A 21,858-nucleotide genomic window follows, 5' to 3' on the forward strand; every position below is an offset into this window, starting at 1 on the left:
ATGGTAGCAGAGTCCGTAGATATCTATAATCAAATGAGGCCTCATACGGCTTTAAAATACAAAACGCCCGATGAAGTACATCGAGCGTTTTAGTTAAAAAGTGTCAACCCATATCAGGACGGGTCATTGATGTATTTACCCTTGTTGGGTGTGCTGGCACTTACGGTTGGCACATTGCAATTTCACACCACTGGCGAGTTTCTTCTCCACCAACAAAGTAAAACCACATTCTTCGCATCGCCCCTTGACCGGAGCAAGGTTCACAGCAAATTTGCATTTAGGGTAGTTATCACACGCGTAGAATGTTTTGCCAAATCGGGTTTTACGCTCAACCAAATGTCCTTTGCCACATTCAGGGCAAGCGTGTTGCTCTTGTGACTGCGCCTCTGGCTCTGGTTGATTAATCGACTCAATATGATGACAAGCCGGGTAATGGCTACAACCAACGAACATACCGTAGCGCCCTTGGCGGAGAACCAACTCATTGCCACACTCAGGACAAGGCACACCCAACTCTTTCACGATGTGACCATCATTGCTGTGTAGCGGTTTAATGTAATCACAGCTTGGGTAATGGTTACAGCCGAGAAATGGGCCATGTTTTCCGTGCTTGAGAGTCAGCTCACCACCACATTTTGGACACGGCTCGTGCTCCAAAGCGTGTTCATGGGCAGAGAAAAGGGTGTTGTCGATTTTACTACTCATACTTACCGTTTCGTGAAAAACACACAAAAAGACAAGCTCGCGTTTATTCTGGCTAAACTCGAACTTGCCCAGATGGTTAGTGAAGAATCCCTTGTTCCTTGGTGTACAACAGCTCTTCCATTAGCGTGTAAGCGTTTTCGTTGCCAGGCACATTAAACAGCACCATCAGAATGATCCATTTGAGGTCTTCAAGCTCAAACTCACTCGTTTCTAATCCCATCACTCGGTCAATCACCATTTCGCGAGTTTCTGTGGTTAACACATTGATTTGCTCGAGAAACAATAGAAATCCTCGGCATTCCAAATCTAAACGCTGCATCTCTTTCGCTGTGTAGATACGAGTTGATGACGAAGCCATGCAAGTCGAGATTGCAGAAGAGGTGTCACTTTGCTGCAATGCGGCAAGCTCTTCTAACCAGACAAGGGCTTTGTAGATATCTTTTTGTTGGAAGCCTGCACGAAGCAACTCTTCTTCCAACTCGTCTTGTTCGACCTGTAACTCTGCATCGCTATGGATGTAGGTTTCGAATAGATACATCAGTATATCCATCATCATAGCTAGCCCCTCCCCTTTCGAATATAGCCACCTGAAACCGCAACGACATGCCCAGAGAGTTCTAACTCTAAGAGCTGCATCATGACTTCTTGGACAGGTATATTGGTCCTGTTTGCAAGAATATCAACCGGTGTAGCTTCACTTCCTACGTTAGCTAACAGCTGAGGAAATGGCAATTCTTCTTCATCATTTAACGTAGAAAATAAATCGGTACTCTGATTAATAGACCAATCAAGCAAGGACTGTATTTCATCTAAGACATCTTTCGTCTTTTCTACGAGGCAAGCGCCATGACGTATCAACTGGTTTCCACCGCAGGCATTGGGGGCATTGATTGACGCTGGCAGCGCAAATACTTCTCGACCTTGCTCAAGCGCGTAACGAGCTGTAATTAACGAGCCGCTCTTTTTCGCCGCCTCGACGACCAGTACACCAAGCGATAATCCACTAATAATACGATTACGACGCGGGAAGTTTTCTGGGCGCGGCTTGGCATTAGGCCGAAACTCAGACACCAAAGCCCCATGTTCAATAACACGTTGCGCTAAACCACGATGACGTGCCGGATAAATATTTGCTAAGCCAGATCCTAGCACCGCAATCGTCTTACCACCCGCTTGCAACGCACCATCATGCGCATGACCATCAATGCCTAAAGCGAGACCACTGGTGACAATAAAATCGTGCTGAACAAACTCTGCAGCAAACTGACGTGCATGCTGTAATCCATCAATACTCGCATTTCGGCTGCCAACCATCGCGATTTGTGGCAGAGAAAGACAAGTAGAGTTTCCTTGAACAAAAAGTAGAGGTGGCGGCGCAACGATTTGTTTGAGTTGAGGTGGATAATGCGGGTCAGTCAGTGTCAGGATATGATGATTTGTAGAAGCTTCAAGCCAGCTTAAACAAGCATCGACTTCTTTATCTGTTGAAGCCCAAGCTTGAATTTGCTTAGTTGTTAACCCAAGTTGTTGTAGCTGTTCAGGAGAGAAGTTTACGATGTTACGTGGCGTGTCTCTTGCCAGTAGCTTATTCATTTTGACGCCGCCAATGCCTGGTAAACAACTCAGTTTTAACCAGGCAGCGAGATCATCGTTATTTCGTCGATTCATCGATGGTTAATTCGTCCGCCAACGGTGACATCACCGAAATATCTTGGTTAATGGGTTTCGTACTGTTAGTGATCAGTGCCAAGCTAAAGTACTCATAAGGACGAATGACCAGCAACTCACCAACTTTGCTTTGAGGCAAAGTAATTTTCTTATCAAGCACGCCAAACTCTTTCTTGAACTCATCGCCCTCTTTGTAAACTGGGTGCGCGTCTTCTTTTAAATCAAACACACTGCCTTGCTTCAGATTGTCTGACGTGCCTTTATCAATCACCACGACTTGGTTAGTTGAACTAAAGCGAATGCCTTCGATATTACCTAGCAACTTTGCAGAACTGCCTTGTGGCGACGGCAGCGGATAGAACGTAGTCGTGAAGTCAGTATTCTCAACCGATTGATTTGGCAACGCGATATCGTTACGTAGGATTTCTTGCATTTGCGATGTAAGCTTCAAACCTGAATAATCACTCGAAGCTTCAACGAGCTCGCCTTTGGCAATCAAACGCAGCGCGGTAATCTCTTCGGACACATCGTCACGCGAAAAGGTAGCTACTGGTCGGTAAATAGCCCAACCTGTCGCGGTCTGATTGCCATTGATATACAGCACATCTTCTGCAGTCAGATACTTACTGCCTTTGCTGCTACCCATCACTTTTGCAGCATTGTTCAACGAATCTTTATCTAGCAACCGATCCGATTTGAGGTAAGGCATCACCAAACCTTCCGCGACCGTTGGTACGGCTTTCTTTTCTGTGATGCGAGCTTTCGGGCTCAGCTTCTTAACCGGTTTTAGGCTCAACACGGGCTGACCGTTAATCCACACCAAAGACAGCTTGTCTCCGGGATAAATTAAATGAGGGTTATCGATTTCCGGGTTTACTTGCCATAAACGAGGCCACAACCACGGGCTATCCAAGTACATGGCCGAAATATCCCATAGCGTATCGCCCTTCACAACTACATATGTTTGTGGCGCATCATCTTTAACAGTCAGTGGGTTCGCATCCACATTTGCTACAGCGTTGAAAGAGAAAAGTAACGGCAACGTAACACTGGCAACGTTGCGGAAAGTTCGATTCATGACCCTCGTCCTTGATCTATTAAGCAGGAACCAGAATGGAAATTGGTGCAAGGATGCTGTCATTTAGGCTATAAAATGTCTAGAATTGAGCCAACAAGGTTTGTGCTGTTTCGGCACAGTTCAATATTTCGAGTGAATATGTCTGTATTACAAGTATTAACATTCCCGGATGATCGCCTGCGCACAGTCGCAAAGCCTGTTGAAGCGGTGACACCTGAGATTCAAAAAATCGTCGATGGCATGATTGAAACCATGTACGACGAAGAAGGTATTGGCCTTGCTGCAACGCAGGTTGATATCCACAAACGTATCGTAGTGATTGATATTTCAGAAACTCGCGATGAGCCGATGGTGCTAATCAACCCTGAGATTCTGGAAAAGCGTGGCGAAGATGGCATCGAAGAAGGCTGTCTGTCGGTACCAGGTGCGCGCGCACTTGTGCCTCGCGCTGCAGAAGTTACCGTTAAAGCACTGGATCGTGATGGCAAAGAGTTCACCTTTGAAGCCGACGACCTGCTAGCGATTTGTGTTCAACACGAGCTTGATCACTTACAAGGTAAGCTGTTCGTGGATTACCTATCGCCACTGAAACGCAAACGCATTCAGGACAAGCTAGCGAAAATCAAACGCTTTAACGAGAAGCAGCAAAACGCTTAATCTCGAACCATACCAATTAGAAGGAAGTCTACCTTGAGTCAGTCTTTACGAATTGTCTTTGCAGGTACTCCGGATTTCGCCGCCCGTCACTTGGCGGCGTTGTTGTCTTCGGAGCATGAAGTCATCGCGGTTTACACAAACCCAGATCGTCCAGCGGGTCGTGGCAAAAAATTGGCTGCGCCACCGGTAAAACAACTGGCGCTAGAACACAATATCCCGGTTTACCAACCTGAAAGCTTTAAGTCCGACGAAGCGAAACAAGAACTTGCCGATCTGAACGCCGACCTCATGGTTGTCGTGGCGTACGGTATGCTGCTGCCACAAGCGGTTCTTGATACACCTAAACTGGGTTGTATCAACGTACATGGTTCTATCCTACCTCGTTGGCGTGGTGCGGCTCCAATCCAACGCTCTATTTGGGCGGGCGATGCAGAAACTGGCGTGACCATCATGCAGATGGACATCGGTCTCGACACTGGTGATATGCTGAAGATTGCAACTCTGCCAATCGAAGCGACAGATACCAGCGCTTCAATGTACGAAAAATTGGCTGAGCTTGGTCCAGAAGCCCTGATTGACTGCCTAGTAGACATTGCTGCGGGTAAAGCAGTGCCAGTGAAGCAAGACGATGAGCTAGCGAACTATGCGAAAAAGCTCAGCAAAGAAGAAGCACGCATCAACTGGAACGACGATGCGGCGCACATTGAGCGCTGCGTTCGTGCATTTAACCCATGGCCAATGAGCCACTTTGAGGCGGCAGAAAACAGCATCAAAGTATGGCAAAGCCGTGTGGCAGAGCAAACCAGTGACAAGCCAGCCGGCACCATCGTACAAGCAGATAAAACCGGTATTTATGTTGCGACAGGCAACGGCGTACTGGTGCTAGAGCAACTGCAAGTTCCTGGCAAAAAAGCCATGTCAGTTCAGGATATTCTGAATTCGCGTGCGGCTTGGTTTGAAGTTGGCACTCTGCTGGTTTAAGCCATACTAGGGGTTATTATCCCCGATTATACGAACTTTTAGAGGGCAGAGATGCCCTCCTTTACTTTAAGGTACTCATCATGAATGTTCGCGCTGCGGCTGCTAACGTCCTGTATCTTGTCGTCGACAAGGGCCACTCACTTTCAAGCGCTCTTCCAGCGGCTCAACAAACGGTACGACCTCGTGACCACGCTCTGTTACAAGAGATCTGTTACGGTGCGCTACGTTACCTCCCTCGCCTAGAAATGATCGCAAACCAATTGATGGATAAGCCGCTAAAAGGCAAACAACGTGTATTCCATCACCTAATTCTGGTTGGTATTTACCAACTGAGCTTCATGCGCATTCCTGCGCACGCAGCTGTCGGTGAAACGGTTGAAGGCACTAAAGAGCTGAAAGGTCCTCGTCTGCGTGGTTTGATTAACGCGGTATTGCGTAACTACCAGCGCAACCAAGAAGAACTCGACCAAATGGCCGTCAGCAACAACGCTGGCAAGTACGGTCACCCAAGCTGGTTACTAAAACTGCTGCAAGAGGCCTACCCACAGCAATGGGAAAGCATTGTTGAAGCGAACAACCAAAAAGCACCAATGTGGCTGCGTGTGAACCATCAACACCACACTCGTGATGAATACCTTGCGCTGCTCAAAAATGAAAACATTGATAGCACGCCACACACAGAAGCAATGGACGCCATAAAATTGGCCGCACCATGTGACGTGATGAAGCTACCTGGTTTTGAAAAAGGTTGGGTTTCGGTCCAAGATGCGGCGGCGCAGCTCTCGATCAACTATCTAAAACCACAAGACGGCGAACTGATTTTAGATTGCTGTGCAGCGCCAGGTGGCAAGACGGTGCACATTCTAGAGCGCACGTCAGGCAGTGAAGTGGTCGCGATTGACTGCGACGACACACGCTTGAAACGTGTGCATGAAAACCTGAAGCGTCTCAACCTTCAGGCAAAAGTGGTTTGCGGTGATGCGCGTAATCCACAAGAATGGTGGCAAGGCGAGCAATTTGATCGCATTTTGCTGGATGCCCCATGTTCTGCGACTGGCGTGATTCGTCGTCACCCAGACATCAAATGGCTACGTCGTGCAGACGACATCACCGCATTAGCAGAGCTGCAAAGTGAAATTTTTGATGCCATGTGGACGCAACTGAAGCCCGGCGGCACCATGGTTTACGCGACTTGTTCAATCACACCGCAAGAAAACGTGGAGCAAGTAAAAGCGTTTTTAGCACGTACCGCGGATGCGCAACTGCTGGATTCTGATCCCGACCAGCCTGGTCGTCAAATTCTACCAGGCGAAGAAGATATGGATGGTTTCTACTACGCAGTGCTAACTAAAACACACGCGTAACAGCATGCTAAATAGGGCGATTGAAGTGATTTCAATCGCCTTTTTCAGATACGAGAAAAGAGTATGAAGATCATTATTCTTGGTGCAGGTCAGGTTGGCGGCACACTAGCAGAAAACCTAGTGGGTGAAAACAACGACATCACCATCGTCGACAATAATGCCGACCGACTGCGTGAATTGCAGGACAAATACGACCTACGTGTGGTCAATGGCCATGCGAGCCATCCAGACGTGCTACACGAAGCTGGCGCGCAAGACGCTGATATGCTCGTCGCAGTAACCAACACTGATGAAACCAACATGGCCGCCTGTCAGGTCGCGTTCACTCTATTCAATACCCCAAACCGCGTTGCGCGTATTCGCTCTCCAGAATATCTGGCCGAAAAAGAAGCCCTGTTTAAATCTGGTGCTATTCCTGTTGATCACCTTATCGCACCAGAAGAACTCGTCACGAGCTACATCGAACGTCTGATCCAATACCCAGGCGCGCTGCAAGTGGTGAGCTTTGCTGAACAGAAAGTCAGCCTAGTGGCGGTGAAAGCCTACTATGGTGGCCCGTTGGTGGGTAACGCGCTGTCTGCTTTGCGTGAGCACATGCCGCACATCGATACCCGTGTGGCGGCGATTTTCCGTCAAGGCCGTCCGATTCGCCCACAAGGTACCACCATCATTGAAGCCGACGATGAAGTGTTCTTCGTTGCAGCAAGTAATCATATTCGCTCAGTGATGAGTGAGCTTCAGCGCCTAGAAAAACCGTACCGCCGCATCATGATTGTTGGCGGGGGTAACATCGGCGCAAGCTTGGCAAAACGCCTAGAGCAAACTTACAGCGTGAAGCTGATTGAGCGTAACTACCAGCGTGCAGAAAAGCTCTCTGAGCAACTAGAAAACACCATCGTGTTCTGCGGTGATGCGGCAGACCAAGAGCTTCTCTCGGAAGAGAACATCGACCAAGTCGACGTCTTCATCGCGCTGACCAACGAAGATGAAACCAACATCATGTCTGCAATGTTGGCAAAACGCATGGGCGCTAAAAAAGTGATGGTGCTGATCCAACGTGGCGCTTATGTAGACCTGGTACAAGGCGGCGTAATTGATGTAGCAATCTCACCTCAGCAAGCCACTATTTCAGCCTTGCTAACGCACGTTCGTCGCGCTGATATCGTAAACGTGTCCTCACTTCGCCGCGGTGCTGCGGAAGCGATTGAAGCCGTCGCTCACGGTGATGAAAGTACATCTAAAGTGGTTGGACGTGCAATTGGAGATATAAAACTTCCACCTGGGACCACCATTGGTGCTATCGTTCGTGGCGAAGAAGTTCTTATTGCCCACGACCGTACGGTCATCGAGCAGGATGACCATGTGGTGATGTTCCTGGTCAACAAAAAATACGTATCAGACGTCGAAGCGCTATTCCAGCCGAGTCCATTCTTCCTCTAGGATTTTCCTATGGTCAACTTACGTCCCGTACTGTTTGTTATCGGGCTAGTTTTATCCAAACTGGCCCTGTTTATGTACGTGCCGACTTTGGTCGCTTTCTTTACCGGTACGGGGGGATTCCTCGATTTCGCCCAAGCCGTTGTGATCACGCACCTTGCCGCCTTCATCTGCCTAACGATAGGTCGAACCGCCAAGTTCAAACTCAGCGTACGCGATATGTTCCTCATCACCAGTTTGGTTTGGACCATCGCGAGTGCGTTTGCCGCTTTGCCATTTGTGTTTATCAACCACATCAGCTTCACCGACGCCTACTTCGAAACGATGTCGGGTATCACCACGACGGGCTCAACGGTGCTCAGTGGCCTAGACAACATGGCGCCGAGCATATTGTTGTGGCGCTCTATTTTACAGTGGCTTGGTGGCATTGGTTTTATCGTGATGGCGGTAGCAGTGCTACCTATGCTGAATGTCGGTGGTATGAAGCTATTCCAAACCGAATCATCAGATTGGTCGGATAAAAGTAGTCCAAGAGCGAAAACGGTCGCCAAAAACATCGTAGCGGTTTATTTGATGCTAACAGGCCTATGTATTTTGGGCTACTTGATCACCGGCATGAACCTGTTCGAAGCAATCAACCATGCCTTTACTACGCTATCGACGGGTGGATACTCTACATCTGATGGGTCAATGAACCACTTCTCTAATGGCGCACATTGGGTGGCCACTACCTTTATGTTCTTAGGTGGTTTGCCGTTTTTGCTCTTTATCGCCGCATTACGTAAACGCCGTATTGATGTGTTGGTTAACGACGCTCAAGTTAGAGGATTTGCGTACCTGTTCGTATTCTCAAGCTTAGTGATTTCAGCTTGGCTAGTGATTCGAGATGGGTACACCATTTTGGATGCCCTGCGAGTGTCGATGTTTAATATTGTCTCTGTCGTCACCACAACTGGCTTTGGCTTAGAAGACTTCACCGCATGGGGCGCATTACCCACTACTCTTTTCGCATTCTTAATGATGGCGGGAGCATGCTCAGGATCAACGTCTGGCGGGATCAAAATCTTCCGCTTCCAAATTGCAATGACGCTGCTAAACAAACAAATGATGAAGTTGATTCACCCTTCTGGGGTGTTTGTACAGCGTTATAACCAGCGACCGGTGAATGATGATATTGTTCGCTCAGTGGTGGCATTTGGCTTGATGTTTTTTATCACTATTATCTTTATCGCGGGTTGTTTAAGTGCACTAGGCCTCGACCCTGTGACCAGTATTTCTGGCTCAATCACCGCCGTTGCCAATGTTGGCCCTGGTATGGGCAGTGTGATTGGCCCAACAGGCAACTTCGCGCCTCTGCCCGATACTGCCAAATGGCTCTTAAGCTTTGGGATGTTAATGGGCCGCTTGGAAATTCTGACTATTCTTGTACTGTTCTTTCCTGCGTTTTGGCGCCGCTAAGCAGACTCTAATTAAAAGGTATAACAATGAAAACATGGATTACTCTGGCGACCCTACTTGCCGCCTCATCCACATACGCCGCCGAGGTCATCACTTTAGCCGATGGTCGAGAAGTGAAGTTGAACGATGACTTTACCTGGGAATACGTCATGAAAAAACCGGCGCAGCAAGCGACGGAGACACAAACAACAGCAAGCGTAGTTGAAACAATCGCAGCTCCTGCGATTGCGACAATTCCAGTGGTAACGAAAACCGTTGGCACGACCGTGGTGGTAAACGCCAAAAAGCCAACCATGCAGCTATCAGATTCAGGTGTGGATGTATTGATTGGTTCAGCAAGCTATCAAAGCGGTGAGCTTATTTTGCCTACATCAATCACTAACCAAAGCTCTCAATCTGTCATTCAAGTGGAAGTTGAGGTGCAAGTGTTTGATATGCCTGGTCAGCAACTGGCAAAAGAAAACGTGACGGTTTGGCAATCCATCAAGCGCATGGCGGATACCTACCTGCGACCACAGCAAGCGGAACAAGGTAAGAGCATTAAATTGGCTGTACCGCAATCACAGCAATACCAGTTTTCTGCCAAAGTACTAGAGGTAAAAACTCGCTAATACGTGTTTAATATTCTTTGTTGAGCCTATCGGCTAGATAGGCTCAACAAAGTAATAAATCGCAAAGAAATGGCACACGCAGCCAGCCAAAACAAAGCCGTGCCAAATCGCATGGTTAAAGGGAATGCGCTTCGCAACGTAGAAAATCACGCCCAGTGAATACACAACTCCACCAGCAGCAAGCAGTGTAAGTCCGCCGACGTCCAAGTTGATCGCCAACTGATAAATCACAATCAACGATAACCATCCCATCACTAAATACGTCATCAAAGAAAGCTTTTTAAATCGATAGACGAACGCAACTTTCATGATGATGCCGATCAACGCAATGCTCCAAATAACGATCATCAACCCAAATGCTAGAGGTGTTCTTAAGCTGACTAACAAGAAAGGGGTATAGCTGCCTGCTATCAAAAGATAAATAGCACAGTGGTCGAAGGTTTTTAGCCAACGTTTCGCTTTGGGATGAGGGATCGCATGATAGAGCGTCGAGGCCAAAAATAGCACGATAATACTCGCACCATAAATCGCCATACTGGTAAGCGTTAAAGTGTCAGCTTGATGGTCTATGGCTTTAACTAACAGCAGTATCAAGCCAACAATACCAAAAATCATCCCTATACCGTGGGTGATGGTATTGGCCAGTTCTTCACGTTGACTGTATTGAGGTTTCTGCAGCTCGGACATCAATGCGCCTATACTAGAGTTTGAAATTTGCTCTAGTATGGCACATTAGGCTTACACGTGTAAGCTTAAATTAAGACTCATGAACGGCAGTAGTTTGATCGAGATAATTGAGTACCAGTTCGCCAACTTGATCTGGCTTAGTCGTGGCAGGGATGGTCAGCTCTCGCTTGAGTTTGCCACTACCCAGTAAGCTCGCGAGCATGCCACCTTGCCCCTTGCGTGTGCGGTCAACTTCAAACCATAACTTGAGTTCTTGCTCACTTCGGTGGGCAACAAATTCTAATTCGCGCCACACGCCGTGGTAAGGTCCGTCGGTTGGCACCAGTTCAAACTCTTGCACAAATGGTAGATCGAATCCTTTCACTTCCTCGCATTCCACCTGGCGAATTCGTAAACCTTGCGCTTCAAATGCAGATAGTACCGCATCCATCAGTGGATCAGGTCGAACGGTGAGGATGTCTTTATCAGTCGGATCCAAAGCAGCGGCAACGTCTAAGCCGGTTTCTAACCATACTTTGGCATCACCAATGGTGACAGGCGTGTTCCAAGGCACATCGAGCTTAACATCGAAGGTACGCTCTTCGCCGGAATGGATGGTAAATGCGTAAGGGAGACTCCACTTAGCAAGCACATGAGTTTGAGGTACTCGGCGCATGCTGTGTCCTTCTCGCGCACCACGGTCATCAGGGGCTTCTGCGATGTAGCGGCAACAGAGTTTTAAATCAATGTTGTCGATCGCTTGTTCAGTCGCACCACCATATACATGGATCGACACATCCACACTTTGACCTGGGTATAGCACGTCTTGGTTTAAGATTGAGTCTACCTTCGCGCTCCCAATCCCAAAACTGGCAAGTGTCTTCTTCAAAAATGACATAGGCACCTCCTTCATCGAGATCTCATACTACTACTGCTGATCGTGGGATCAAACAAAAATTGCCTCGAACATCGCGACAAAATGACAAAATCTAAACAATTCAATTGCTCAACTATCGACCAATTATTACAAGGATGCTAATCTTACACTTGATATGCATGCATATCGGTATTCCTGACTCATTAACTGGATTGGCGAGAGCCAGAAGAGTGATTCTTCAATCTTGTTGGAGCCTAGCTCATAATGATTCAGGCCATTACATCGGCAATGGATATGCCTGACAGTTAGGTAAATTAATGCGCCCAACAACAGTCAGGTTCGCACACACTAATACTAGTGCAATGCGCCGCCGCAGTGGCTTTACTACTGCACCAAAGGCAAAGCAAGTTGCGCCAGCAATGACATTGGTTGAGAAGACAGCAATGATGTCGAGTGTTCCGGCCAAAGTTATCAAAGCAGCTTAATCAAAAGCGCGGCGCCAGCTGCGCTTTTTTCTTTGCACGCAACTCATAAAACTTCAAAGACTTAGAATAAACCTCGGTGAAAGAGATCGTTTTTCCTATTTGGTCTTAGCAAAGCAATTTGGTACCTTTACTGCTAATTACACCTATAAATTCTGTGGAGAAAGAAATGAAGTGTCATCGCATTGAAGAGCTGCTTGAGCTACTAGAGCCTGAATGGCATAAAGATCAGGAGCTGAACCTATTGCAGTTCATCGTTAAGCTAGCAAAAGAAGCTGGCTATGAAGGAAAGCTAGAAGATCTGACCGACGATGTACTGATCTACCACCTTAAAATGCGTAATAGCAGCAAAGATGAAATGATCCCTGGACTCAAAAAAGACCAAGAGGACGATTTTAAAACGGCGATCCTACGCGCTCGTGGCATCATCAAATAACCAGCTCAACAGCCAGTATTCTTTAAGCGACTCTCTCTGTGAGTCGCTTTTTATAACCAAAGTTTTTAGTCCCACAATTGGTTATAACTGTTCAGCCAATTATCAGGTTAACTGTACTGATTTTTGTTGTTAAACATTGACTGCGTTAAAGAAACGGAATTGTTATTGATTGTATAATCGCCGTTCATCAGTATTTACTAAAATAATTATGTTCGGTCATCTTTATGACGGAACGAGCAGCAATGTCATCGAGCGACATCAATAGAAATGACGCCGTACATTATAAAAGCCTAAGAAGGATGAGTGCATGAGTCAGGACAAGATCGATATCAAAGATGTGACTCCTAAAACCTATAATCCCAAAACCCATAAAGGAAACGGGGATCGGTTCAACCCAAGTAATCGCATCTATGTACGCGAAAGTAAAGGAACTTACCAGAAACTACGTCGTTACGGTGGTTGGTTCTTACTACTTCTCTTCGCTTTGATACCGTGGATTCCTTACGGTGAACGTCAAGCGATCTTGCTTGATATTGGCAACCAGCAGTTCAACTTTTTCGGTACTACACTGTACCCACAAGATCTTACCCTACTCGCCTTGCTGTTTGTGATCGCGGCGTTTGGGTTGTTCTTTATTACCACCTTCTTAGGTCGGGTTTGGTGTGGCTATCTCTGCCCACAAACCGTCTGGACCTTCATGTATATCTGGTTTGAAGAGAAGCTGGAAGGTAGTGCCAATAAACGCCGCAAACAAGACTCCAATAAGCTGACGGCGAATTTAGCGATGCGTAAAGCCGTCAAACATATAGCTTGGTTTGCCATTGCACTCGCCACTGGTTTTACTTTTGTTGGCTACTTCGTACCAATGAAGCAATTGGTTATCGACTTTTTCACCTTTAACGCCAACTTTTGGCCCGTCTTTTGGGTAATGTTCTTTGCCATTTGTACCTATGGTAATGCTGGTTGGATGCGTTCCATCATGTGTATTCACATGTGTCCTTACGCGCGCTTCCAGTCTGCCATGTTTGATAAAGACACCTTCATCGTTGGCTACGATGCAAAACGTGGGGAAAAACGTGGCCCACGTCCGCGTAAAGCCGATCCAAAGCAACTTGGTTTGGGTGATTGTATTGATTGTGATTTGTGTGTGCAGGTGTGCCCAACAGGTATCGATATTCGTGACGGCTTGCAGTATGAATGTATCAACTGTGGCGCCTGTATTGATGCGTGTGACAACACCATGGATCGCATGGGCTACGAGAAAGGCCTAATTAGTTACACCACCGAGCATCGCTTATCGGGTAAGAGTACCAAAGTCATGCGTCCGAAGCTGCTAGGCTATGGTGCCGTACTACTCGTCATGGTCGGTCTTTTCTTTGCCCAAATTGCAGCGGTAGACCCAGCCGGCATGAGTGTTATTCGCGACCGTAACCAACTGTTCCGCGTTAATAGCTCGGGAGAAGTAGAAAACACCTACACCCTCAAGGTGATCAACAAAACTCAGCAAGTGCAAGAGTACTCGTTGGATGTTGAAGGGCTATCCGATGTAAGCTGGTATGGTAAGCAGACAATTCAGGTCCAGCCAGGTGAGGTATTGAACCTGCCAATGAGTCTTGGTGCCGATCCTGACAAGCTAAACTCTGCGATTACGACAATTCAGTTTATACTCACCGATAAGAGCAACGAATTCACTATTGAAGTAGAAAGCCGTTTTATTAAAAAACTATAGCGCTACTTCAGTGACTAACGGAAAAAGGCTCAGTAATGAGCCTTTTTGTTTATATGTCCCAAAGTATGTTTAACTTTGACGCCCTTACCCCAGACTTTATGTGGTACGCGTTAGAAAGCATCGGCGTTCGCGCAGAATCAGGCTTTCTTCCCCTCAATAGCTACGAAAACCGTGTTTATCAATTCACTGACGAAGAGCGTCGTCGTTATGTCGTCAAGTTTTACCGTCCTGAACGTTGGAGCAATGAACAGATCCAAGAGGAACACGACTTTACTTTAGAGCTGATTGGCAATGAGATCCCCGTCGCACCACCTGTGCGCATCAACGGTGAAACCCTGCATCACTATCAAGGCTATGCTTTTGCGCTGTTTGATAGCGTGGGTGGTCGCCAATACGAGGTTGACAATTTAGATCAGCTCGAAGGTGTAGGGCGTTTCCTTGGCCGCATCCATAAAGTCGGCAGCCACCAAGCCTTCCAACATCGCCCTACGATCGGCTTACAAGAATACCTGTATCAACCAAGAGAGATTCTGCAAAACGCCAATATGATTCCAATGCACTTGGAGAACAGCTTCTTCAATGACTTGGATATGCTGATCAAATCAATTGAAAGCCACTGGCAAGAAGGCTTCAATATGATTCGTTTGCATGGCGATTGCCACCCAGGCAATATTTTGTGGCGAGATGGCCCTATGTTTGTTGATTTGGATGACGCTCGTAACGGCCCTGCAGTACAAGACTTATGGATGCTACTGAACGGTGAACGCCAAGACAAACTGATGCAGTTGGATATTGTTTTAGAGGCTTACCAAGAGTTTTGCGACTTTAATCCTGCAGAATTGAAACTAATCGAGCCACTTCGCGGTCTACGAATGGTGCACTATATGGCATGGCTAGCAAAACGTTGGCATGACCCTGCATTTCCTCTCGCTTTTCCATGGTTTAATGAGCCAAAATACTGGGAAGGTCAGGTCCTTGCATTTAAAGAGCAGATCGCCGCTTTAGAAGAAGCACCGCTGTCTTTAATGCCTCAATGGTAAGTCAGGCCAAAAATTCAAAAATGGAGATATTTCGATGAAAAAACTGTTCGCACTGTTTTCTATGCTGATGTTAAGCCTGTCGGCACATGCAGCGCAATTCAAAGAAGGTGAACATTACAAAGTATTGGATCTTGAGGCATCAAAAAAACCTCTTGTGACGGAGTTTTTCTCTTTCTACTGCCCGCACTGTAATAGCTTTGAACCAGTTATCCAGCAACTGAAAAAGCAGTTACCAGAAGGTACTAAGCTATTAAAAAACCACGTTTCTTTCATGGGTGGCAACATGGGCCCATCAATGAGCAAAGCCTACGCAACGATGGTTGCACTAAAAGTGGAAGACAAAATGGTGCCAGTGATGTTTAACCGCATCCACAATCTAAAGAAAGCACCACGTAATGATGAAGAACTTCGTCAAATCTTCCTTGATGAAGGTGTAGATGCGAAAAAATTCGATTCTGCATTCAAAGGCTTCGCGGTTGATTCAATGGTTCGCCGTATGGACAAGCAATTTGAAAACAGCGGTCTAACCGGCGTTCCTGCGGTTATCGTTAACAACAAATACCTAGTTCAAGCACAAAGCATCAAAACGATGGATGAGTACTTCTCTCTGGTGAACTACTTGCTGACACTAAAATAAGCACATCGATATCAATCAAAAGGGGAGCACGTCGCTCCCCTTTTGTTTACTTGTAAATCTCTTGTAGTAACCGATCTTTTTCTTGCCACACATCACTCAGCCATTGCTGAAATTGCCGCTTATAGGGCTTATCGTTGAAGTAATCACCGAGCACTCGTTCATCAACGGGTAACACATTCACACGCACAACCACCTTGCCCATGCGACCCATCAATAAATCCTTGAACGGTTTATGCGTATTTTCTGGGTACGCCAACGTAACGTCGATAATGCTCTCGAACTGTTCCCCCATCGCCGCTAACGTGTACGCAATCCCGCCCGATTTTGGTTGCAGCAAATATTGATAGTTTGCTTTACTCTTACGCTGCTTTTCTTCGGTAAATCGGGTTCCTTCGACATAGTTAACCACTGTGGTTGGAGTGTGTTTGAATTTAGCGCACGAGCGACGTGTCGTTTCTAAATCTTGACCTCGCTTATGAGGGTTGCGGATCAGATACTCTCGCGAATAGCGACGCATAAATGGCATATCGAGCGCCCAACACGCCATCCCGATGAAAGGCACATACAGCAGTTGTTGCTTGAGGAAAAACTTCGGCATGGGAATACGGTCTTTAAACACGCAGCAAAGCACAACAATATCTGTCCAACTGAGATGGTTACTGATCAGCAGATACCACCCGTCTTTTTTAAGCGCTTCACCGCCCTGAACATCCCACTCAACACGGTTAGATACCGCCAGAATGCACGCATTAACGGTAGCCCATAACCACATCACCTTATTGGCACAAGCGGTCGCTATCGCTTTTAGCTTTACGCCAGGAAGCAATATTTTAAATACAGCGATAACACAAATTGCGAGTGAACAAACCGCAGAATTGAGAATCACAAAAGAAGCGTTAAAAAAAAATAACAAATATGCCAACATGATAGTCAAACAACAGTGATAATGTGTGAAGAATAAAACAGCGTGTAATTATACTGCGCCTTTGCCACATTGGAACATGCGTGGGAATGGTCAGATTTGTTACCGCAACCAATATGTGCACCACTCATTCGACAATAAGGAGATAACGAATGAAACCAAGGCTAATTCTCTTGCCTTTGGCCTTTGTCGTCAGTTCTGCTCAGGCTCAACTCGCTGAAACCGCAGGTTTTGGCGGTGAAATTTCGCTGAATGCCGGATTCATATCATCAGAATCCAATTTCAATACAGAAAATAGTAACACCATCGATTCTCTCAATAAGCGTGCCGATAGTGACAGTTCTGTTATCGCTGCACCGCTAGGGAGTGTGACATACACCTTTGGTAGCCGACTCAACCACCAAGTTTACGCCGGTACCACACGTTCCGATGTCGCGGTAGGTACACTCGCTTTTCAGTTGGGCTATCAACACGAGCTACAATCTGGCACCGTGCTCGATGTTTCCTATCTGCCGACGGTACTCAAAGGCGAAACTTGGCGCAACCCTTATCAAGTAGGAACCGCACGTAAAGAGACGGATGTTGACGGCAATGCGTATCGCTTTCAGATCAAAGGGTTGATTGATAAGAACTTCAACCTTGATCTTGCTTATGCTGATAAAGACATCGAGCAGGAGGAAGTGACAGACCGCTCACTTGCTCGCGATGCTAACCTTTACTATGTCAAAGGCGACTATCGCATTCCACTCAACCAAACGTCTATGTTGCAACCCGCTTTCACCTACATCAATCAAGATGCCGACGGTAAGGCGGAATCATTTGATTCGTACGGGTTTGACATCAGCTGGTTTAAATTTATCAACCGCCATCGATTGGCCCTCACCGCAGGTTATGCATGGAAAGACTATCAAGCCGCTAGCCAAACTTTTGCTAAAACACGAAATGACGACACCGTCAGCCTATTTGCGGCCTACGAATATCAAAACGTATTTGACTGGCAAGACTGGTCGTTCATTTCTTTAGCCGGCTATAGCCAAACTGACTCGAATATCACGTTTTATGAGGAGAAAGAGTACCTATTGTCGCTTGGTCTCAACTACACCTTCTAACGTCCTTCATCGCAACAAGGCGCTCACAACACTTGTTGCGATGACATTTTGCATGTCTCTATACCGCTTGCGCCGTAAGCTGTTTCAGTAAACGGTCCATCGCTCGATACCCAAGCGCCTCGGCCAAGTGCGTTCGTTCAATTTGCTCCGCCCCATCCAGATCGGCGATTGTTCGCGCCACTTTGATAATACGATGATATGCACGAATCGAGAGCCCTAAACGGTGCAAAGCGGTTTCAAGAAACTCAGCATCACTCTTGTGCAAGGGACAAAACGCCTCAATTTCTCGACTACCTAGCAGTGCATTGACCTTACCACTGCGGTTTAGCATATTGTTACGCGCATGGCTCACACGCGCTTTTACGATAGCAGTCGGCTCACCGCGATCACCACCTTCTGCTAATGTCCCTTTGGGCAAAGCTGGGATTTCTAAAGACATATCAAAGCGATCTAACAGTGGTCCAGATAATCGACCAAGGTAGCGCAAAATAGCTTGTGGATTGGTGCGCGCTTGATTGCCTTCGTAATATCCTGTCGGGCTTGGGTTCAATGCTCCAACTAATTGGAAACGAGCCGGAAAGCGTGTTTTACCTTGCGCTCGAGAGATAATGATCTCGCCAGATTCGAGCGGTTCGCGTAACGAGTCCAGAACTTTACGATCAAATTCGGGCATTTCATCGAGAAACAATAACCCGTTGTGGGCTAAAGAGATCTCCCCTGGTCTGGGTACCGAACCACCGCCGACTAATGCCGCCATTGAACTTGAATGATGCGGAGAACGAAACGGACGCGACTTCCAGTTATGCTCATTAATTTCACTCTGAGTCAACGATGCCACCGAAGCGGTTTCCATTGCTTCTTCGTCACTCATTTCCGGTAATAAGTCACACAAACGCGAAGCCAACATCGTTTTTCCAGTACCTGGCGGGCCAAGGAAAAGTAAGTTGTGGTTTCCAGCGGCAGCAATCTCCAGTGCTCGCTTACCTTGTTGTTGGCCAATAATATCTTGTAAGTCTCGACCATGTTTTTCGATCGTTTTTCGCTTAGGCGTTTGAAAAAGATTCAGTCGATGTTGACCACAAAGCTCGGCACATACTTCCAGTAATGATTGGGCCGATTTATGTTGTTCCTTCCCCACCAGCGCCGCCTGATCGCCATTCACATGTGGGACGACCAAATGACGGTGAATCTTACTGGCTTCCAGCGCAGCAGGCAGCACACCTTTTACAGGTCTCAGACCACCAGATAACGCTAACTCACCAACAAATTCGTAGTTTTTGAGCTTATCTGTCGCGATTTGCTCCGAAGCGGCCAAAATTCCCAATGCAATAGGAAGATCAAAACGCCCTCCCTCCTTGGGTAGATCTGCCGGAGCCAAGTTCACGGTGATCCGCTTAGCAGGAAATTGAAAGTTAGAATTAATGATCGCACTGCGTACGCGATCTTTGGACTCTTTTACCGTTGTCTCTGGCAAGCCTACTAAGGTAAACCCTGGCATGCCGTTGCTGATATGAACTTCTACACTAACCGATGGCGCTTGCACCCCGACGCTTGCTCGACTATGAATGATTGCCAGCCCCATACGTTCCTCAATTTTTTGAACACTCTGTAAACAAATGTTTTATCTAGTTGGTTATGTTATATACCGCGTCCCAATTGAGAGTTAATGTGAAAAAAGAATGACTTTTTGCTTGTCATGCAGCGGAATTGTGTGATACCACTAATGACGCAAACAATTTCGTAGAACATTACACAACATTTTTTAACGAAAAAAGAACGACAGACAGATGAACCTTTTCGCTCATATCAACGCACTGCTAGCCCTGATTATCGTGGTCATTATTGGCACCGCGCGGGGTATTGTGGGCGAAAGGTAACCACAAATTACAAAAAACCCCCGCACTGAAAAGTCCGGGGGTTTTTTTACAACTACAAGTTGTCATCTGTCTAACCCTCGGACAGTTTAACGGGAAGAATGGGAGTGCACATGAAGTGCAATAAATATGGCAATCGCTACGAGCCACAACGTAGCAAAGGAGGTTTACGATGACTGGTGCACAACTTGTCGTAGCCGCTTTAAGACAGCAAGGCATCGAAACCGTTTTTGGCTACCCCGGCGGGGCCATCATGCCAATCTATGATGCTTTGTATGACGGTGGGGTGGAACACATCCTATGCCGTCACGAGCAAGGGGCCGCTATGGCAGCTATCGGGATGGCTCGTTCTACTCAAGACGTTGCTGTGTGCATGGCAACTTCCGGCCCAGGAGCCACTAACCTTGTTACCGGCCTTGCCGACGCTTTCCTTGACTCCGTACCTCTAGTTGCCATCACAGGCCAGGTTGCTAGCTCTCATATCGGTACCGATGCATTCCAAGAAATGGATGTGATCGGAATGTCCCTAGCCTGTACTAAGCACAGCTATCTCGTGACCGAAATTGAAGATCTAGCTCCGACACTTGCCGAAGCCTTTGAGGTCGCAAAAACCGGTCGTCCGGGTCCAGTCATTGTCGATATCGCCAAAGACGTTCAACTCGCTCAAGCACCTACAGACCTTCTTCCTCCATACATAGCACCAGCAATTGAAGATGTCAGCGCTGAAGATATCAAACGTGCGCAAGATGTGCTGGCAGCATCTACTCGCCCAGTGTTGTATGTTGGTGGTGGCGTGCAACTTGCGAAAGCAACCGATGCAGTACGCGAATTTCTTCGCTTAAACCCAATGCCTGCAGTTAGCACATTAAAAGGCCTCGGTACCATTGAACGCCATGATCCTCACTATCTTGGTATGTTGGGTATGCACGGCACCAAAGCCGCTAACCTAGTGGTTCAAGAAGCCGATCTATTGATCGTGGTTGGCGCGCGTTTTGATGACCGTGTGACGGGTAAGCTCGATACGTTTGCACCAAATGCGAAAGTGATTCACATCGACATTGATGCTGCGGAGATTCATAAACTGCGCCACGCCAACGCACCATTACGTGGCGACATCAACACCATTCTCCCTCAGCTAGAGCTGACTCAAGATATCTCACCGTGGGTTCATCACAGTGAAAGTCTGCGCAGCGGCTTTAAGTGGCGTTACGACCACCCGGGCGAGTTAATCTACGCACCGCTATTGCTTAAACAGCTGTCTGACATGATGCCAGATAGCTCAATTGTCTCGACCGACGTCGGTCAGCACCAGATGTGGGCAGCGCAACATATCCAGCCACGCGAACCACAAAATTTCATCACTTCTGCTGGCCTTGGCACCATGGGCTTTGGCTTGCCAGCGGCGATGGGTGCTGCAGTCGCACGTCCTGATGATCAGTCTATCCTTATTACAGGTGACGGTTCATTTATGATGAACGTTCAGGAATTGGGCACGCTGAAGCGTCGTCAGATTCCAGTGAAGATTGTCCTTCTTAATAACCAACGTCTTGGCATGGTTCGCCAATGGCAGTCATTGTTCTTTGACGGTCGCCACAGTGAAACCATTCTTGATGACAACCCAGATTTCGTGATGTTAGCAAAAGCGTTCGATATCCCGGGCAAAACCATCACCAAGAAAGAAGAAGTCGAACCTGCTCTCAAAGAGATGCTAGCGAGTGAAACTTCTTACATGCTTCACGTTTTGATTGATGAAGAAGAAAACGTGTGGCCATTGGTGCCACCTGGCGCATCAAACAGTGATATGTTGGAAAATACATAGGAGACAATCGCATGGACAGATATTTACTCGACATCAAAGCCGATGACAAACCGGTACTGTTGGAGCGCGTTCTACGTGTGATTCGTCACCGAGGCTTCGTGATCAAACAAGTCGCTGCTACGCAAAACCACGAAAGCAAAGTAGCCAGCGTCGAGATCATCGTCGACAGCGATCGACCAATCTCGTTTTTGATCAATCAAATAGAGAAGTTGTGGGACGTTCGTAAGGTTGAGGTGCTAAAAATCCGCAACGATGAACTGCCAAATCACAACTTACAACAACACGTAAGTGCATAAGGAAGGCAACAA

The 21,858-nt window shown here is 47.1% G+C and carries 23 protein-coding genes; 15 read left to right on the top strand and 8 right to left on the bottom strand.

The annotated features are described in order from the left end of the window. The coding region (locus tag L3V37_RS21365; RefSeq protein ID WP_155489908.1) for an integrase core domain-containing protein at positions 1–93 on the top strand (93 nt) is incomplete at its 5' end. A gap of 42 nt (positions 94–135) precedes the next feature. Here the strand turns inward: L3V37_RS21365 and L3V37_RS21370 are convergent. From L3V37_RS21370 to L3V37_RS21385, 4 genes are all read right to left on the bottom strand, one after another. Further along, positions 136–705 carry a type I DNA topoisomerase gene (locus L3V37_RS21370; protein ID WP_017821580.1) on the bottom strand — a complete coding sequence of 190 codons (570 nt, stop codon included), beginning with the start codon at positions 703–705 and terminating at the stop codon, positions 136–138. Between the two features lie 76 nt (positions 706–781). Then, a complete protein-coding gene (locus L3V37_RS21375) occupies positions 782–1,261 on the bottom strand; it encodes a DUF494 family protein (RefSeq protein ID WP_005379074.1) in 480 nt (159 codons plus the stop codon). Between the two features lie 2 nt (positions 1,262–1,263). Next, on the bottom strand, positions 1,264–2,373 hold the full coding sequence (gene dprA / locus L3V37_RS21380; RefSeq protein WP_237307065.1) for a DNA-processing protein DprA: 1,110 nt from the start codon (positions 2,371–2,373) through the stop codon (positions 1,264–1,266). Next, a complete protein-coding gene (locus tag L3V37_RS21385) occupies positions 2,357–3,451 on the bottom strand; it encodes a LysM peptidoglycan-binding domain-containing protein (protein ID WP_237307067.1) in 1,095 nt (364 codons plus the stop codon). The genes dprA and L3V37_RS21385 overlap by 17 nt, the downstream gene beginning before the upstream one ends. A 138-nt stretch (positions 3,452–3,589) precedes the next feature. On the opposite strand from L3V37_RS21385, the gene def reads away from it, so the two are divergent. The 6 genes from def to L3V37_RS21415 all read left to right on the top strand — a co-directional run bounded on the left by def (position 3,590) and on the right by L3V37_RS21415 (position 9,959). Beyond that, positions 3,590–4,108, top strand: a complete 519-nt coding sequence (gene def, locus L3V37_RS21390; RefSeq protein ID WP_237307069.1) for a peptide deformylase — start codon at positions 3,590–3,592, stop codon at positions 4,106–4,108. A 33-nt stretch (positions 4,109–4,141) separates the two neighbouring features. Continuing rightward, positions 4,142–5,089 (top strand): methionyl-tRNA formyltransferase, encoded by a 948-nt coding sequence (gene fmt / locus L3V37_RS21395; protein ID WP_005379066.1) that lies wholly within the window; start codon positions 4,142–4,144, stop codon positions 5,087–5,089. An 80-nt stretch (positions 5,090–5,169) separates the two neighbouring features. Then, positions 5,170–6,453, top strand: a complete 1,284-nt coding sequence (rsmB, locus tag L3V37_RS21400; RefSeq protein WP_237307070.1) for a 16S rRNA (cytosine(967)-C(5))-methyltransferase RsmB — start codon at positions 5,170–5,172, stop codon at positions 6,451–6,453. Between the two features lie 63 nt (positions 6,454–6,516). Beyond that, positions 6,517–7,893 carry a Trk system potassium transporter TrkA gene (gene trkA, locus L3V37_RS21405; protein WP_005379062.1) on the top strand — a complete coding sequence of 459 codons (1,377 nt, stop codon included), beginning with the start codon at positions 6,517–6,519 and terminating at the stop codon, positions 7,891–7,893. Positions 7,894–7,902: 9 nt separating this feature from the next. Next, entirely contained in the window at positions 7,903–9,348 is a 1,446-nt protein-coding gene (locus L3V37_RS21410) for a TrkH family potassium uptake protein (RefSeq protein ID WP_017821575.1), read from the top strand. Positions 9,349–9,374: 26 nt separating this feature from the next. Further along, positions 9,375–9,959 carry a DUF3157 family protein gene (locus tag L3V37_RS21415; protein WP_237307071.1) on the top strand — a complete coding sequence of 195 codons (585 nt, stop codon included), beginning with the start codon at positions 9,375–9,377 and terminating at the stop codon, positions 9,957–9,959. Between the two features lie 33 nt (positions 9,960–9,992). Here the strand turns inward: L3V37_RS21415 and L3V37_RS21420 are convergent, their stop codons facing one another. Further along, positions 9,993–10,646 carry a hemolysin III family protein gene (locus L3V37_RS21420; RefSeq protein ID WP_025768918.1) on the bottom strand — a complete coding sequence of 218 codons (654 nt, stop codon included), beginning with the start codon at positions 10,644–10,646 and terminating at the stop codon, positions 9,993–9,995. 70 nt (positions 10,647–10,716) lie between these two features. After that, the gene (locus L3V37_RS21425; protein WP_005379045.1) at positions 10,717–11,523 is read right to left on the bottom strand and encodes a sporulation protein; all 807 of its coding nucleotides are present in this window, start codon (positions 11,521–11,523) and stop codon (positions 10,717–10,719) included. Positions 11,524–11,819: 296 nt separating this feature from the next. Between L3V37_RS21425 and L3V37_RS21430 the strand changes: the two genes are divergently transcribed. From L3V37_RS21430 to L3V37_RS21450, 5 genes are all read left to right on the top strand, one after another. Continuing rightward, positions 11,820–11,987 (top strand): hypothetical protein, encoded by a 168-nt coding sequence (locus tag L3V37_RS21430; RefSeq protein WP_005379043.1) that lies wholly within the window; start codon positions 11,820–11,822, stop codon positions 11,985–11,987. 166 nt (positions 11,988–12,153) lie between these two features. Continuing rightward, positions 12,154–12,420, top strand: a complete 267-nt coding sequence (locus L3V37_RS21435) for a YihD family protein (RefSeq protein WP_017821571.1) — start codon at positions 12,154–12,156, stop codon at positions 12,418–12,420. A gap of 307 nt (positions 12,421–12,727) precedes the next feature. Beyond that, the gene (ccoG, locus tag L3V37_RS21440) at positions 12,728–14,149 is read left to right on the top strand and encodes a cytochrome c oxidase accessory protein CcoG (RefSeq protein ID WP_005379038.1); all 1,422 of its coding nucleotides are present in this window, start codon (positions 12,728–12,730) and stop codon (positions 14,147–14,149) included. Positions 14,150–14,202: 53 nt separating this feature from the next. After that, positions 14,203–15,189 carry a serine/threonine protein kinase gene (locus tag L3V37_RS21445; RefSeq protein WP_237307072.1) on the top strand — a complete coding sequence of 329 codons (987 nt, stop codon included), beginning with the start codon at positions 14,203–14,205 and terminating at the stop codon, positions 15,187–15,189. 34 nt (positions 15,190–15,223) lie between these two features. Further along, positions 15,224–15,826, top strand: a complete 603-nt coding sequence (locus L3V37_RS21450) for a thiol:disulfide interchange protein DsbA/DsbL (RefSeq protein WP_005379036.1) — start codon at positions 15,224–15,226, stop codon at positions 15,824–15,826. Between the two features lie 46 nt (positions 15,827–15,872). Here the strand turns inward: L3V37_RS21450 and L3V37_RS21455 are convergent, their stop codons facing one another. Continuing rightward, the gene (locus L3V37_RS21455; RefSeq protein WP_005383867.1) at positions 15,873–16,751 is read right to left on the bottom strand and encodes an acyltransferase; all 879 of its coding nucleotides are present in this window, start codon (positions 16,749–16,751) and stop codon (positions 15,873–15,875) included. Between the two features lie 149 nt (positions 16,752–16,900). On the opposite strand from L3V37_RS21455, the gene L3V37_RS21460 reads away from it, so the two are divergent. Then, a complete protein-coding gene (locus L3V37_RS21460) occupies positions 16,901–17,857 on the top strand; it encodes a DUF2860 domain-containing protein (RefSeq protein ID WP_237307073.1) in 957 nt (318 codons plus the stop codon). A 58-nt stretch (positions 17,858–17,915) separates the two neighbouring features. On the opposite strand, the gene L3V37_RS21465 is transcribed toward L3V37_RS21460, so the two are convergent. Continuing rightward, positions 17,916–19,439, bottom strand: a complete 1,524-nt coding sequence (locus tag L3V37_RS21465) for a YifB family Mg chelatase-like AAA ATPase (protein ID WP_237307074.1) — start codon at positions 19,437–19,439, stop codon at positions 17,916–17,918. 464 nt (positions 19,440–19,903) lie between these two features. Between L3V37_RS21465 and ilvG the strand changes: the two genes are divergently transcribed. Together ilvG and ilvM are read left to right on the top strand one after the other, a co-directional pair. Beyond that, positions 19,904–21,550 (top strand): acetolactate synthase 2 catalytic subunit, encoded by a 1,647-nt coding sequence (ilvG, locus tag L3V37_RS21470; RefSeq protein WP_005378960.1) that lies wholly within the window; start codon positions 19,904–19,906, stop codon positions 21,548–21,550. A gap of 11 nt (positions 21,551–21,561) precedes the next feature. Further along, on the top strand, positions 21,562–21,846 hold the full coding sequence (ilvM, locus tag L3V37_RS21475; RefSeq protein ID WP_005378958.1) for an acetolactate synthase 2 small subunit: 285 nt from the start codon (positions 21,562–21,564) through the stop codon (positions 21,844–21,846). The last annotated feature ends 12 nt before the right edge of the window (positions 21,847–21,858 follow it).

It is taken from the genome of Vibrio sp. D54 (assembly GCF_021728075.1).
In the GTDB taxonomy this organism is placed as follows: Bacteria; Pseudomonadota; Gammaproteobacteria; order Enterobacterales; family Vibrionaceae; genus Vibrio; species Vibrio alginolyticus.